The organism is Pseudomonas sp. R45(2017) (assembly GCF_002112305.1).
Classification (GTDB): domain Bacteria; phylum Pseudomonadota; class Gammaproteobacteria; order Pseudomonadales; family Pseudomonadaceae; genus Aquipseudomonas; species Aquipseudomonas paraglycinae.
On sequence record NZ_NEHH01000001.1, the window covers coordinates 717,358 to 731,937 of the forward strand.

Sequence of the window (14,580 nt, forward strand, 5' to 3'; positions counted from 1 at the left end):
TCAGCCCGCCTTTTGATCGGTAATGGTTGCATCGGCCAGGGTGTCCGGCGTGCAGCGCAGGTCCCCGATCATCAACACGTTGTTTTCGCTGCGATGCTGATCGGCGTCGAGGCGGAACTGGCACAGCAGGCGGTTATCCTGGCGCACCTCGAGGGTTGGCGAACCGGCGTTCATTTCCATCGAGAAGAAGCCGTCGACTTCGGTGACCCCACGACTGGCGTGGTTGATCACGTGATGCCCCTTGAGCGGCTGGCCCTGTTCGTTGACCAGCCGTCCGAGCACGGTCAGGGTTTTCATCACGCGGATCTTGCGGTAGTCCACGCCGCCCTTGTTCAGGTGGTAACGGGTGCGCGCCGGTTCGATGGTAGCGGCGGGCACGTTATTGCCCTCGAAGTCGAAGCTCACCGAGCTGTTCTGATAGGCAGTGATCGGGATGAAGTTGCGCCCCGGTTTCAGCGCGGCGCTGCCACCGCTGAAGTCGTCGGCGCGCAAGGCAATACCTTCGATATCCGACTCGACATCGACGATCATCCCCGCCCCGCGCATTTCGTACTCGCTGGTCATGAGCATCTGCTGACCACCGACCACCAGTGTGCTGTCGAGGTTAAGACCGCCGGTGAAATTGCCGTTGTAGGACGAGCGCTGGATGAAGCCGTCGCCGTTGACCGTATCGGTTCGAAAGTTGGCCAGGCCCGAAGCTCCGATGCCGTAGGTGTCGGTCAGCGCGGTGACCGAGACGTTCTGCAGCACGTGGCCTTTGAGGTCCTTGCGCCAGCCGATGGAGGCGTTATTGTCGCGGCCGCCATCGCGGTCGGTGCGCGAACCGATGCTGCCGGTGATCTGCTCGCCGGGGGCGCCCAGTGCCATGTTGAGGCTCAAATCGACCCCGCGGTTACGCGCGTCGCCGCTACTGAAACTGCCCGGCCGGTCGAACAACGACAGACGCCAGTTGGCGTCATTGCCGAACAGCTCGCTGCGCCGGGTCCAACCCAGATCCACGCCGACGCCTTCGACGTTGCCTTCGCTGTGGGAGACCCGTGCATTCAGCGAATTGCGACTGTTGAGCCGGTGGTTGAGCGCCAGCGACGAGTTGCTGGTTTCGCCGATGAACACATTGCGCTGGCGCACCCGGGTGCCGTCCGGCAGGGTTTCGTACTGGTCGGTGGTGTCGAGCCAGCTGCGGTTGTGGCTGATCACCAGGCTGCCGGAACCGTAGTTGTACAGGCTCTGCAAATCCAGACCGGTGCCGTGATCCTCGGTCTTGTAGACGTTGGCATACAGGCTGATGTGATTGGCCAGGGTCCAGTCGATGGACGTGCCGTATTGCAGCTTTTCGCGGATCTGCCGTGCCGACAGGCCAAGGATGACTCGCGGGTGCAACAGATAGTTGAGCGAGGCACCGGCGGTAGGACTGCCGCTGGATTGTTGATCCCAGTTGCTCAGCAGTTTCTTTTCTTCGCCGGCAAACAGGTTGTAGCGCCAGCGCTCGTCGAGGTTGCGCCAGTTGCTGGGCTTGTACACCAACTCCTGGGTGCTGGACGTGATCTGGCCGTCTTCGATCAGCCGCACTTCCACCTCGTAAATACCGCCGGGCAGCGGCCGGGTGTCGAGGGTCTGCAAACCGGCGGGTATCGATTGGGTGTTGATCAGCAGGCCATCGCGCCAGATCTCCACCGAGCCCTGGCGATTGGCGGTGACGTAGATCGGGTAGACGCTGGGCGCGGCGTTGTTGATAGCCAGGCTGTCGGAGCTGCCGTACATCACGCCGACGGCGGTATCAGGGCTGGTGCCAAACGTGCGCGGTTGGCGGGTCAGCCCTTCGGAATTGGGGGTGAAGTAGCCCAGGCGAAAGAAATTGCCTTGCAGTTCGCGCTGGGTGTAGAGCTCGTGGACGGCGTGATAGAGCTTGTCGTCCGGGCCGCCGAGGCGAGCCATTTGCATGTTGACGGTCTGGCTCCAGTTGCCCAGGCTGCCGCTGGCTTCAAGGCCAAAACGCCCGCCCAGATCCTGATCCTGGCCGCCATTGAGGTTGAGCTGGTTACGCACCATCAGGCCGCTGCTGCCGCCTTCGGGTTGATCGTGAAAACGCTTGGTTTCCAGGTCACGCTCGGCGTTCTCGGTGAGAATCGAGAGCAACGAATTTTCCAGGTTGTAATGCACCGCCAGCACCTGATCAGGGCAGGAGCCGGTACACGCGCCCAGCGGCACGCCGGGCTTGAGATAGGCCGCCCACTTTTCGCGTTCGGCGGGGGTGTAGCGGTTTTCGCTGGTGTCGGTGAATTCCAGCAAGGTCACGCGATCATCACGGGACAACACCACCATGGCCTCCCCCAGCGGTTGCTGATCGAGCTCGACCCGCACCGCCAGCGGCACATCGAAAAAGTGCTCTTCGAAATCCGCCGGCAAACCTTTGGCCTGCGCCAACAGACTGCGCGGAGTCGTGCCGGCGGGTTCGGAAGCGGCCGCTGCGCTGGCACAAAACAACAGCGCAAGCGCAGCCGCGATGGGTGTCATCGGGAACATGAACTCGTACTCTGATTTACAAAAGTTGAAGTCCGGCGGGACAGACAAGGCTGTTTATCCCGCCGGGGAACGCGACTCTGGCAAGCTGCGTTGAGTGCGGATCAACCGATTACTTGCCACCACCGATCGGCGGCACGGCGTCGAAGGTCATGGCGACAACACCGGTGTAATCACCCGGCTGGAAGTTGTTGCCCTTGGCACTGATCTTCAGGGGGGCGCGGAAGTTGACGTCGGATTCCGACTCGCCCACAACCATTTGCGGAGTCAGGGTCAGTTCCTTGTTGTTGAACAGCACTTGCAGGTCGATGGCGGTGTTGCCGGCGATCAGTTTTGGCTGGCTTTCCAGGCTGGCATGAACCGAGCCGTTGTTATTGCGCACGTCGAAGAAACCATTGACTTCACGCATCTTGCCGGTGCTTGGCTGGAAGCTCATGTCCTGATCCTTGTTGACCAGATCGGAGTCGGTCGGCACCACGTAGAAACCGTTGGTCGGTACGTGGGCGATCAGGCTGATGGAGTGACGGGCTTCACCGGCGGCAAAGACCGCGGACGAGCTCAGGGCCAGGGCAGCGAGAGAAGCGGTGATTGCGATTTTCTTGAACATCGGTCAGTACCTGTTTTCTTTTTAAGGGAATCGAAACATTGAAGTTCATGTCATACCGGTCGATAAGTACCGAAAACATGGAAGTTCAATGCCGGGGCATGATCAACCCTTGTCTCAAGAATGTAAGCAGGCAACTTCCCACGAACTTGTAGTTAAACAACCTCGCAACATGAAAGAAAAAACATCAAAAAATCAGAATATACAAAAGTGACTGTAAGGCATTCCCTACCTACAGTTATTTACAAAAACCGTTACAGCAGTTTCGACAATACCAGCCAGCACTTTCTAATCTTTTTAGAATATACGCTCAAGTATTAATAGAGTGATAGCTTTAACTTTCCGGTTATTCCTGTCTCGATCAACCAGGTAGGGCGGTTCCTCCGTCAGCGCGTCTTGCTCACCGCTGACCACTCGTCAGCTCTGCGGCAAAAAGCTCTTGCCCAGCCGTAAAGATATATCTTAAGTTGTATCTAAACACGACGAGAGAAGACTGAAATGAGAGACCATCATTCCCCCCACCGCGACCACGGCGACAGCCGTGACGGCTTCGAAAAACGCCACGGCCGCGAGCGCGGCGGTCGCGGCCCGCGGGTATTCGCCCCGGGCGATCTGAAATTGCTGTTGCTGGCGCTGATCGCCGAACAGCCGTGCCACGGCTACGACCTGATCCGCCAGATCGAAACCATGTTCGACGGCGCCTACAGCCCCAGCCCCGGCGTGATCTACCCGACCCTGACATTTCTCGAAGAAAGCGAAATGATCACCGGCGATGCCGAGGGCGGCAAAAAGCGCTACGCGGTGACCGATGCGGGCCGCCAATCCCTCAGCGAACAAGCGGTGGCGCTGGACGGCGTGCGCATGCGCATCGACGTCAGCAAGCGCTCGCTGCGCGGCCACGACCGGCCGCCGGAAATTCATGAAGCGGTGCACAACCTGCGTCATGCCCTGCAAATGCACCACGGACGCTGGAGCCCGGAAGAAATCCTGCGCGTACGCGACCTGCTCAATGACACCGCCAAAGCCATCGTCGACGGCCCCGCCGTTCAATCTGCCCCGGAGAAAGCCGAATGACCGCAGTCGATACCCAAACCATTCACCGCGTCATGCATGAAATCAAACGTCGCCGCCTGGAAGTGCTGCGAGTGGTCGACCTGACTCCGCGCATGCGCCGCATCACCCTCGGCGGGCCGGAGCTTGCAGGCTTCATCAGCCTCGGTACCGACGATCACGTCAAACTGCTGTTCCCGCAGAACGCCGAACAGGCCGCCGCGCTGGAAACTTTGGTGCTGGGTGCCGGCAAGAGCGACGTACCGATGCCCGAGATGCGCGACTACACCCCGCGTCGTTATGACCTCGACAAGCTAGAGCTGGACATCGATTTCGTCCTGCACGGCGACGGCCCTGCCTCGACCTGGGCCGAGCAGGCCAAACCGGGGCAGTTCCTGCACATCGGCGGCCCGCGTGGCTCGATGATCGTGCCGGACATTTTCGACAGCTACCTGCTGATCGGCGACGAAACCGCCCTGCCCGCCATCGCCCGCCGCCTCGAAGGCCTGGCGGCCAATCGCAAGGCGCTGGTAGTGATCGAAGTGGAAAACGGCAAGGAGCAGCAAACCCTGGAAAGCGCGGCGCAGGTCAATGTGATCTGGGTACTGCGCGAGGGCGGCAAGGACAACCTGCTGACGACCGTCAAACAATTGCAGGTGCCCAAGGGCAATCTGTATGCGTGGGTGGCGACCGAGACCAAGGTTTCGCGGCAGATCCGTCGGGTGCTGCTCGATGAGCACGGACTCGACGAGAAGTTCGTCAAAGCGGTCGGTTACTGGCGCGCCGAAGGCTCCGAAGAAGAGTGAATACGAGCGGCGGCGCTGCTAAAGGCGCCGCCCCTGCCAGCGATCAATCCCGATCACCAGCAACGCAATCAGCACAAACCCCAGCAGAATCCCCCCGGCATTGATGAACACCTGTGGATAACCCAGCAGCGCCACGTCAATGAACGGATAGGCGTAAGCCCCCAGCAAATGCCCGCGCAGCAGCGCATAGGCGAAGTACACCAGCGGATAGATCAGCCACAGCGGCAGGTGCTTCAGACGCAAGGTGCCCTTCGGCACACACAGCCACCAATAAGCCAGAAACAGCAGCGGCATCACGTCGTGGAGCAATTCGTCAGCGATAAACTGCCAGCCCTGCGGGTGCCACAGATGTCGCAGCAGAATGCTGTAGGCCAGGCCCACCACCGCAATGCTCACGGCAATCCCGCTACTGACCCAGGGCTGCAGAAACCAGCGTCGTGCAGCGGATTCATGATCGGTCACCGCGCAGGTCAGCACCACCGCCACCAGGGTATTGGTGAGCACGGTGAAGTAACTGAAGAAACTCACCAGCCCGCCCAGCAGACTGGCGCCGACGCTCAGCCGGGCGAAGAAAATCAGGTACAGCTGAATCCCCAGCCCGGCCCAGCCCAGCACCGCGGCCGAAGTAATCAGGCGTCGCCGCCATACGGCGTCCATCTCAGAGCGGTCGCTTGGTGCGCATCAGTTTCACGTACAGACGTTCGACCTTCTCCCGCGCCCATGGCGTCTTGCGCAAAAAGGTCAGGCTCGACTTGATGGTCGGATCGCTCTTGAAGCAACGGATGTCGATGCGCTCGGCCAAGCCCGACCATTCGTAGTGGGTCACCAGTGCATTGAGGATCTGTTCGAGGGTCACGCCGTGCAGCGGATCGGGATTGTGGTCGTTCATGCCGGGCCTTTGGGCGAAGTGAAAATGCAGAAGCCGCGCACCTTAGCCGAGGGCATGGGCGGGTGGAAGGCCTTGGGTTAAATGTAGGCCAACCGGAGAAGATCGCAGCCTGCGCCAACGCCCGCAATGCGCCGTATTGCCGCACTGTTACCGAATCCGAAAGGGTTCATGTCTGCAAAAGCACTTTGTGTTTTTGTAACAGGACATTATCCTGCCGCCCTTCTGCTGAATCGCTTCACTGCCTGCGTCAAATCGTAGCGGCCAGCTTATCCCCCAAAAAGATCAAGAAAGACCCTATTCATGCCCGATTTTCCGTTCTCCCGAGACAGCGCTATCTCCACCCTGCGCCTGATCGGCGGCTGCACCGCCCTTGGCCTCGCCACCTGCACCCAGGCCGCCCCGGCCTTCGACAGTGAATCACCGTGGATGCTCGGTGACTGGAACGGCACCCGCAACGAACTCGCGGCAAAAGGTATCGACTTCAAGCTCGACTACACCGGCGAAATGGGCAGCAACCTGCACGGCGGCTACGACCACGATCGCACCGCGCGCTACAGCGACCAATGGGGCCTCGGCACTCATCTGGACCTGCAAAAACTGCTGGGCTGGAACGACGCTGAATTCCAGCTGACCGTGACCAAGCGCAGCGGCAACAACATCAGCAACGACCGCATCAACGACCCGCGCGTCGGTGGCTTCACCTCGGCCCAGGAAGTCTGGGGCCGTGGCCAGACCACCCGCCTGACGCAGATGTGGTACCAGCAGAAATTCTTCGACCAGAAGCTCGATATCAAGGTCGGCCGCTTCGGCGAAGGCGAAGACTTCAACACCTTCCCGTGCGACTTCCAGAACCTGGCGTTCTGCGGCTCGCAGGTCGGCAACTGGGTCGGCGGCATCTGGTACAACTGGCCGGTCAGCCAATGGGCGCTGCGCGTCAAATATCACCTGACGCCGGAGCTGTACGCGCAAGTCGGCGCCTACGAGCAGAACCCGTCGAACCTTGATCGCGGCAACGGCTTCAAGCTCAGCGGCAGCGGCACCCAGGGCGCGATCCTGCCGATCGAACTGGTGTGGAAGCCCAAGCTCAACGGCCTGCCGGGCGAATACCGCGCCGGTTACTACTACAGCAACGCCAAAGCCACTGACGCCTATAAAGACAGCAACGGCCAGCCGGCTGCCCTGAGCGGCGAAGCCTATCGCAGCGCTTCGAGCAAACACGGCGTGTGGCTCGGCGTGCAGCAGCAGATCACCAGCGTCGCCAGCGACAATTCCCGTGGTCTGAGCGTGTTCGCCAACGGCACGATGCACGACAAGAAGACCAACGCCATCGACAACTACGTCCAGGCCGGCGTGGTCTACAAAGGCCTGTTCGACGCCCGCGCCAAGGACGACATCGGTTTCGCCCTGGCCCGCGTCCACGTCAACCCGGCCTACCGCAAGAACGCCGAGGCGACCAACCAGGCCCGCGCCGTCTACGACTATGACGATCCGTCCTTCCTGCCGCCGCAGGACACCGAATACAGCGCCGAACTCTATTACGGCGTGCACGTCACCAACTGGCTGACCGTGCGCCCGAACCTGCAATACATCCGCCATCCGGGCGGTGTGGACAAGGTCGATGACGCGCTGATCGGCGGGATCAAGATCCAGTCGTCGTTCTGACCCAATGCAGGCCGCTCAGGCCTGCAGATGAAATTCGATAGCTAGACAAGTTTTTATCTGAACCATGCCCGCGCCCGATCGTCATCTACAGTGACTACAGCGCGGGACTACTTGAAACGTCACGGAGAACCACACTATGAGCACTGAAGGTGCTTCGAGTCGAAGCCGTCTTCTGCCGAACCTGCTCGGCATTCTGCTTCTGCTGATGGGCCTGGCCATGCTGGCCGGGGGAATCAAGCTGAGTACGCTCGGCGGCTCGCTGTATTACCTGCTGGCCGGTATCGGCATCACGCTGACCGGCATTCTGATGCTGATGCGCCGTCGCGCAGCATTGGGCCTGTACGCCATCGTGCTGTTCGCCAGCACCGTCTGGGCGCTGTGGGAAGTCGGCCTGGACTGGTGGCAACTGGTGCCGCGCCTGGCACTGTGGTTTGTCCTCGGTTTCGTGATGCTGCTGCCGTGGTTCCGTCGCCCGCTGCTGCTCGCAGGCCCGGCGCCGATGGGCACCGGCGGCCTGACCGTGGCCGTGATTCTGGCCGGCGTCACCGCCCTGGCCAGCCTGTTCACCCATCCGGGCGAAATCTTTGGCGAACTGGGTCGCGACACCGCCGACACCACCAGCACCGCCCCGCAAATGCCGGACGGCGACTGGCAGGCCTACGGCCGTACCGAGTTCGGTGACCGCTACTCGCCACTCAAGCAGATCACCCCGGCCAACGTCGGCAAGCTGCAGGAAGCCTGGCGCATCCAGACCGGCGACCTGCCGACTGCCGATGACCCGGTGGAGCTGACCAACGAAAACACCCCGCTGAAAGCCAACGGCATGCTCTACGCCTGCACCGCCCACAGCAAAGTGCTGGCACTGGACCCGGACACCGGCAAGGAACTGTGGCGCTTCGACCCACAGATCAAAAGCCCGGTCGGCTTCAAGGGCTTCGCCCACATGACCTGCCGTGGCGTGTCGTACTACGACGAAGCCGCCTACGCCAAGTCTGAAAACGCTGCGTCCGCCGTCATCTCCGAGGCTGGCAAAGCCGTCGCCCAGGCCTGCCCGCGTCGCCTGTACCTGCCGACCGCCGACGCTCGCCTGATCGCACTGAACGCCGACACCGGCAAGATCTGCGAAGGCTTCGGCACCAACGGTGTGGTTGACCTGACCCAGGGTATCGGCCCGTTCACCGCCGGTGGTTACTACTCGACTTCGCCTGCCGCTATCACCCGTGATCTGGTAATCATGGGCGGTCACGTCACCGACAACGAGTCGACCAACGAACCGTCCGGCGTGATCCGCGCCTACGACGTGCGCGACGGTCATCTGGTATGGAACTGGGACAGCAACAACCCTGACGCCACCGAACCGTTGGCCCCGGGCCAGACCTACAGCCGCAACTCGGCCAACATGTGGTCGCTGGCCAGCGTCGATGAAAAACTCGGCATGGTTTACCTGCCACTGGGCAACCAGACCCCGGACCAATGGGGCGCCGACCGCACCCCGGGCGCCGAGAAATTCAGCGCCGGCGTCGTGGCTCTGGACCTGGCCACCGGTAAAGTCCGCTGGAACTACCAGTTCACCCACCATGACCTGTGGGACATGGACGTCGGCAGCCAGCCAACCCTGCTGGACATGAAAACCGCCGATGGCATCAAACCTGCGCTGATCGCCCCGACCAAGCAGGGCAGCCTGTACGTCCTCGACCGTCGCGACGGCACGCCGATCATCCCGATCCGCGAGATCCCGGTTCCGCAAGGCGCCGTGAAAGGCGACCACACAGCCCCGACCCAGGCCCGTTCGGACCTGAACCTGCTGGCCCCGGAACTGACCGAAAAAGCCATGTGGGGCGCCAGCCCGTTCGACCAGATGCTGTGCCGCATCCAGTTCAAGGAACTGCGCTACGAAGGCCAATACACGCCTCCGTCGGAACAGGGCAGCCTGATCTATCCGGGTAACGTCGGCGTGTTCAACTGGGGCGGCGTCTCGGTCGACCCGGTTCGCCAGATGCTGTTCACCAGCCCGAACTACATGGCCTTCGTCTCGAAAATGGTGCCACGCGAAAAAGTCGCGGCCGGCAGCAAACGCGAGAGCGAAACCGCTGGCGTGCAACCGAACACCGGCGCGCCATACGCGGTGATCATGCACCCGTTCATGTCGCCACTGGGCGTACCGTGCCAGGCCCCGGCCTGGGGCTACGTCGCCGGTATCGACCTGACCACCGGCAAAGTCGTCTGGAAACGCAAAAACGGCACCAGCCGCGACAGCTCGCCCATCCCGATCGGCTTCACCCTGGGCGTGCCAAGCATGGGCGGCTCGATCGTCACCGCCGGCGGCGTCGGCTTCCTCAGCGGCACCCTCGACCAGTACCTGCGCGCCTACGACGTGAACACCGGTAAAGAACTGTGGAAATCGCGTCTGCCCGCGGGTGGTCAAGCGACTCCGATGACCTATACCGGCAAGGACGGCAAGCAATACGTCCTGCTCGTGGTGGGCGGTCACGGCTCGCTGGGCACCAAGATGGGTGATTATGTGATTGCGTACAAACTGCCGGAATAAGTTTTAGCGGCGGTAAGGAAAAAGGCGATGCCCTGTGAGGGGTGTCGCCTTTTTTTGTGGGCTGCGGTTTTATTAAACGAGGTGTTTATGTCCTACAGAAGGGGTGTTTGCGGGGGATGTTTCTGACATGTCGCGTCGGTTGTGGGTCGGAAATGGGGTGGATAGGCTTTGGGGGTCGCTGCAAATTCAGCGAACGGGCGTCGCGGCCCAACTTCTGAGGCATAATTGCCGCCGCTTAACAGCAGCACCTCAAGTGCTTGTATATGGTGGCTGTGCGCGGGATACCTTCGGGTATGCCGAATGCCTCAGGTCGGTCCGCGAACCCGCGTACAGCTGCCACCCCTCTTTTTGCGTCGCGGCAATTAGAGGAATGGACCCATTCCTGAGGAGTAAAAAATGAAAAAGCCAACACCCAATCCCCCCGAATCAAACGACACCTCGCCCTACGAATCCGCCGATTCAAAGAAACTCCACGACGCCGCCGAACGCGCGCTCGACCACCATTTCAATCCCATCCCCAAAAAATGCCCCGGTCGCCGACCGAGCCAGATGTTCCAGGTCTCGCCAGACATGGACGATGAAAGCCTGTTGGCCCATGCCTGTGAGTCCCTGGCTACCGCCAGTGTCATGGCCAGTGATGTAGCGGCTTTTGTCGATACGCCGCAGCGGCACCGGATCCTGGGCATTCAGCAGGTGATCATGCTGGCGGAACTGGCGGTGAATCGGGTGCTGGATAACGTTGAGGTCAGTCGATATCCGGCATAAATGCTGATGAGGTCTCTGCGGGAGTCAGGCTTGTGGTGAGTCAGTCATGACGCTGCCCTCACCCTAGCCCTCTCCCGGAGGGAGAGGGGACTGACCGAGTTGATCAATCGATGTACATCGACCTGAAAGTCCGAGTCGACCTCAAGTTTGCAAAGCCCACAAACCACACCTCTCAAGGATGAGCGTTAGCTCGACAAAGCTCTTGATCTTGATCCACCCGTCCCTTCGGAAGGCTGAGTGGAGGTGTTCATCCGGGGATTGGCGCGCAGCGCCGTTTGGCGAAGCCGAACTCATCGACGAAGTCGATGCCCCCGGAGGGACGCCGGAGCGAAGGAACCCGAGCCTGCGAGGGCCGAACGCCGGGACGAGCCTTTCTGGGTACTTTTTTGGCGTTTGAAAAAAGTGCCTCGCCGTAAGGGCGAAACCGCCAGCGGGCGCACCCGAAGAAACGGATATGTACTCGATAAATCCCCAGCATGGCCGGCCCAAAGGCCGCCAAGCCCAACCCCAAAACCCTGTCAAAACCCTGAACACACAAGCAGAAACACCCACCCCCATTGAAACCACCCAAACCCTGCCCCATCTAACAGCCATACCCAATTGCGCAGGTGCCCCATGAGCGACCAGCAAGAATTCCCCGAGAACCCCGACGACATCACCGAAACCGACGCCGAACACATCGAACACCACGTCCCCGGCAAAGGCCTGGCCCTGCCCGGCCAGAACCTGCCGGACAAGGTCTACATCATCCCGATCCACAACCGCCCGTTCTTCCCGGCCCAGGTCCTGCCGGTCATCGTCAACGAAGAACCCTGGGCCGAAACCCTCGAACTGGTCAGCAAATCCGAACACCACTCCCTGGCCCTGTTCTTCATGGACACACCCCAGGAAGACCCGCGCCACTTCGACACCAAGGCGTTGCCGCAATACGGCACCCTGGTCAAGGTGCACCACGCCAGTCGCGAAAACGGCAAACTGCAATTCGTCGCCCAGGGCCTGAGTCGCGTGCGCATCAAGACCTGGCTCAAACACCATCGCCCGCCGTATCTGGTGGAAGTCGAATACCCGCACCAGCCCACCGAGCCGACCGACGAGGTCAAGGCCTACGGCATGGCGCTGATCAACGCGATCAAGGAACTGCTGCCGCTCAACCCGCTGTACAGCGAAGAGCTGAAGAACTACCTCAACCGCTTCAGCCCCAACGATCCGTCGCCGCTGACCGACTTTGCCGCCGCCCTCACATCGGCGACTGGCAATGAGCTGCAAGAAGTGCTCGACTGCGTGCCGATGCTCAAGCGCATGGAAAAAGTCCTGCCGATGCTGCGCAAGGAAGTCGAAGTCGCGCGCCTGCAAAAAGAAATCTCCGCCGAAGTGAACCGCAAGATCGGCGAGCACCAGCGCGAGTTCTTCCTTAAAGAACAGCTCAAGGTCATCCAGCAGGAACTCGGCCTGACCAAGGACGACCGCAGCGCCGACCTCGAACAGTTCGAGCAGCGCCTGGAAGGCAAAGTGCTGCCGACGCAGGTGCAGAAGCGCCTCGAAGAAGAGATGAACAAGCTGTCGATCCTCGAAACCGGATCGCCGGAATACGCGGTCACCCGCAACTACCTCGACTGGGCAACCTCGGTGCCGTGGGGCGTGTACGGCGAGGACAAACTCGACCTCAAGCACGCGCGCAAGGTGCTCGACAAACACCACGCCGGCCTCGACGACATCAAGGACCGGATCCTCGAATTCCTCGCGGTCGGTGCCTATAAAGGCGAGATCAGCGGCTCCATCGTGCTGCTGGTCGGCCCGCCGGGCGTGGGTAAAACCAGCGTCGGCAAATCGATCGCCGAATCCCTTGGTCGGCCGTTCTACCGCTTTAGCCTCGGCGGCATGCGCGACGAAGCCGAGATCAAGGGCCACCGCCGCACCTACATCGGCGCGCAGCCGGGCAAACTCGTGCAGGCGTTGAAAGACGTCGAAGTGATGAACCCGGTGATCATGCTCGACGAGATCGACAAGATGGGTCAGAGCTACCAGGGCGACCCGGCCTCGGCGCTGCTGGAAACCCTCGACCCGGAACAGAACGTCGAATTCCTCGACCACTATCTGGACCTGCGGATGGACCTGTCGAAAGTCCTGTTCGTCTGCACCGCCAACACCCTGGATTCGATCCCCGGCCCGCTGCTGGACCGGATGGAAGTGATTCGCCTGTCGGGCTACATCACCGAAGAAAAAGTCGCCATCGCCAAACGCCACCTGTGGCCGAAACTGCTGGAAAAGGCCGGCGTGTCCAAGGGCAGCCTGAGCATCAGCGACACGGCGCTCAAAGCCTTGATCGACGGCTACGCCCGTGAAGCCGGCGTGCGCCAGCTGGAAAAACAGATGGGCAAACTGGTGCGCAAAGCGGTGATGAAGCTGATCGACGATCCGAAAGCGGTGATCAAGATCGGGCCGAAAGACCTTGAAGCGTCCCTTGGTCATCCGGTGTTCCGCAACGAGCAAGTGCTGTCCGGCACCGGCGTGATCACCGGTCTGGCCTGGACCAGCATGGGCGGCGCGACCTTGCCGATCGAGGCCACGCGGATTCACACGTTCAATCGTGGTTTCAAACTGACCGGGCAACTGGGCGATGTGATGAAGGAGTCGGCGGAGATCGCCTACAGCTACGTCAGTTCGCACCTCAAATCTTTTGGTGGCGATCCGAAGTTCTTCGACGAAGCCTTCGTCCACCTGCACGTGCCGGAAGGCGCGACACCGAAAGACGGCCCGAGCGCCGGCGTGACCATGGCCAGCGCCCTGCTCTCCCTCGCCCGTAATCAGGCGCCGAAAAAAGGCGTGGCGATGACCGGTGAATTGACGCTGACCGGGCATGTACTGCCGATTGGCGGAGTGCGCGAGAAGGTGATTGCGGCGCGGCGGCAGAAGATCTTCGAGTTGATTCTGCCGGAGCCGAATCGCGGAAACTTTGAAGAGTTGCCGGACTACCTGAAGGAAGGCATTACCGTGCATTTCGCCAAGAAGTTTGCGGATGTAGCGAAGGTGCTTTTTTGATTTCGTCTTGAGGTATTGAGGGGGGCTGGCATCGCAGCCCCTCACCCCGGCCCTCCCGAAACGTCGGACCGCCCGGAGGGAGAGGGAGCCGAGTGGGGGATATTTAAGAGATACGCCGACCTGAAAGCTCTTCACTGAATCCGTAATCAACTCGATCTTTCAGGTCGATGTATCCCAAAAGACACCTCGGTCGGTCCCCTCTCCCTCTGGGAGAGGGTTAGGGTGAGGGGTGGCGTTGTCACACTTTGTCTCATCTTCAGTTATGCTCGCCGTTCGTCGCCCACGCCGGAGCCACTGAATCCATGTCCCCCCTTCGCCTGTTTGTCCCCCTGTCCCTCGTCCTGCTGGCCGCCTGCGCCACGCAACCGAAAACCAACGTGACCGTGGAAAAACAGAGCGAATGCCCGGTGCGCCTCACCAACGGGCAAAACCTGATCGTCATGCTCCCGAGCAACCCCACCACCGGTTACCGCTGGGCCATCCAGGATTCCGCCGGCGGCGTATTGCGCGCCCTCAGCCCCGAGGTCTACAGCAATCCGGAAGATGCCGGCGTGGTCGGCGCGGCCGGTCTCTCGACCTGGCGCTTCCAGGCGTTCGCCCCCGGCACCGGCCGTCTGCGCCTGACTTCGCAACAGCCTTGGGCGCCGGAAGTGTTGCCGGTGGAAACCTTTGATTGCGCCATTTCGGTGAACTGACC

At 61.1% G+C, this 14,580-nt stretch carries 11 protein-coding genes; 7 read left to right on the top strand and 4 right to left on the bottom strand.

The features are described from left to right. Both CAF74_RS03305 and CAF74_RS03310 read right to left on the bottom strand, forming a co-directional pair. On the bottom strand, positions 1 to 2,523 hold the full coding sequence (locus CAF74_RS03305; protein WP_085745295.1) for a CS1-pili formation C-terminal domain-containing protein: 2,523 nt from the start codon (positions 2,521 to 2,523) through the stop codon (positions 1 to 3). Between the two features lie 109 nt (positions 2,524 to 2,632). Continuing rightward, positions 2,633 to 3,127 carry a CS1 type fimbrial major subunit gene (locus tag CAF74_RS03310; RefSeq protein ID WP_085745296.1) on the bottom strand — a complete coding sequence of 165 codons (495 nt, stop codon included), beginning with the start codon at positions 3,125 to 3,127 and terminating at the stop codon, positions 2,633 to 2,635. A gap of 495 nt (positions 3,128 to 3,622) precedes the next feature. Between CAF74_RS03310 and CAF74_RS03315 the strand changes: the two genes are divergently transcribed. After that, a complete protein-coding gene (locus tag CAF74_RS03315; RefSeq protein ID WP_011335784.1) occupies positions 3,623 to 4,198 on the top strand; it encodes a PadR family transcriptional regulator in 576 nt (191 codons plus the stop codon). After that, positions 4,195 to 4,980 carry a siderophore-interacting protein gene (locus CAF74_RS03320; protein WP_064383885.1) on the top strand — a complete coding sequence of 262 codons (786 nt, stop codon included), beginning with the start codon at positions 4,195 to 4,197 and terminating at the stop codon, positions 4,978 to 4,980. The genes CAF74_RS03315 and CAF74_RS03320 overlap by 4 nt, the downstream gene beginning before the upstream one ends. 18 nt (positions 4,981 to 4,998) lie before the next feature. Here CAF74_RS03320 and CAF74_RS03325 read toward each other — a convergent pair whose 3' ends face one another. Then, the gene (locus CAF74_RS03325; RefSeq protein ID WP_085745297.1) at positions 4,999 to 5,637 is read right to left on the bottom strand and encodes a Pr6Pr family membrane protein; all 639 of its coding nucleotides are present in this window, start codon (positions 5,635 to 5,637) and stop codon (positions 4,999 to 5,001) included. A gap of 1 nt (position 5,638) precedes the next feature. Continuing rightward, complete coding sequence (locus CAF74_RS03330) at positions 5,639 to 5,869, bottom strand: VF530 family DNA-binding protein (protein WP_007956650.1); 231 nt, start codon at positions 5,867 to 5,869, stop codon at positions 5,639 to 5,641. 300 nt (positions 5,870 to 6,169) lie between these two features. Between CAF74_RS03330 and CAF74_RS03335 the strand changes: the two genes are divergently transcribed. The 5 genes from CAF74_RS03335 to CAF74_RS03355 all read left to right on the top strand — a co-directional run bounded on the left by CAF74_RS03335 (position 6,170) and on the right by CAF74_RS03355 (position 14,578). Continuing rightward, positions 6,170 to 7,531: a carbohydrate porin gene (locus tag CAF74_RS03335; protein ID WP_085745298.1), complete on the top strand. Its 1,362-nt coding sequence runs from the start codon at positions 6,170 to 6,172 to the stop codon at positions 7,529 to 7,531. A 136-nt stretch (positions 7,532 to 7,667) separates the two neighbouring features. Next, on the top strand, positions 7,668 to 10,079 hold the full coding sequence (locus CAF74_RS03340; protein ID WP_085745299.1) for a glucose/quinate/shikimate family membrane-bound PQQ-dependent dehydrogenase: 2,412 nt from the start codon (positions 7,668 to 7,670) through the stop codon (positions 10,077 to 10,079). 396 nt (positions 10,080 to 10,475) lie between these two features. Beyond that, positions 10,476 to 10,844 (top strand): DUF6124 family protein, encoded by a 369-nt coding sequence (locus tag CAF74_RS03345; RefSeq protein ID WP_085745300.1) that lies wholly within the window; start codon positions 10,476 to 10,478, stop codon positions 10,842 to 10,844. Positions 10,845 to 11,459: 615 nt separating this feature from the next. After that, the gene (gene lon / locus CAF74_RS03350; RefSeq protein ID WP_085745301.1) at positions 11,460 to 13,883 is read left to right on the top strand and encodes an endopeptidase La; all 2,424 of its coding nucleotides are present in this window, start codon (positions 11,460 to 11,462) and stop codon (positions 13,881 to 13,883) included. Positions 13,884 to 14,185: 302 nt separating this feature from the next. After that, complete coding sequence (locus tag CAF74_RS03355) at positions 14,186 to 14,578, top strand: protease inhibitor I42 family protein (RefSeq protein WP_085745302.1); 393 nt, start codon at positions 14,186 to 14,188, stop codon at positions 14,576 to 14,578. The last annotated feature ends 2 nt before the right edge of the window (positions 14,579 to 14,580 follow it).

Bases quoted from the DNA above. Each gene is read 5' to 3' on its own strand.
- CAF74_RS03335 (WP_085745298.1), top strand. From the start codon at position 6,170: ATGCCCGATTTTCCGTTCTCCCGAGACAGCGCTATCTCCACCCTGCGC.
- CAF74_RS03320 (WP_064383885.1), top strand. From the start codon at position 4,195: ATGACCGCAGTCGATACCCAAACCATTCACCGCGTCATGCATGAAATC.
- CAF74_RS03305 (WP_085745295.1), bottom strand. From the start codon at position 2,523: ATGTTCCCGATGACACCCATCGCGGCTGCGCTTGCGCTGTTGTTTTGT.
- CAF74_RS03345 (WP_085745300.1), top strand. From the start codon at position 10,476: ATGAAAAAGCCAACACCCAATCCCCCCGAATCAAACGACACCTCGCCC.
- lon (WP_085745301.1), top strand. From the start codon at position 11,460: ATGAGCGACCAGCAAGAATTCCCCGAGAACCCCGACGACATCACCGAA.
- CAF74_RS03355 (WP_085745302.1), top strand. From the start codon at position 14,186: ATGTCCCCCCTTCGCCTGTTTGTCCCCCTGTCCCTCGTCCTGCTGGCC.
- CAF74_RS03315 (WP_011335784.1), top strand. From the start codon at position 3,623: ATGAGAGACCATCATTCCCCCCACCGCGACCACGGCGACAGCCGTGAC.
- CAF74_RS03330 (WP_007956650.1), bottom strand. From the start codon at position 5,869: ATGAACGACCACAATCCCGATCCGCTGCACGGCGTGACCCTCGAACAG.
- CAF74_RS03310 (WP_085745296.1), bottom strand. From the start codon at position 3,127: ATGTTCAAGAAAATCGCAATCACCGCTTCTCTCGCTGCCCTGGCCCTG.
- CAF74_RS03340 (WP_085745299.1), top strand. From the start codon at position 7,668: ATGAGCACTGAAGGTGCTTCGAGTCGAAGCCGTCTTCTGCCGAACCTG.
- CAF74_RS03325 (WP_085745297.1), bottom strand. From the start codon at position 5,637: ATGGACGCCGTATGGCGGCGACGCCTGATTACTTCGGCCGCGGTGCTG.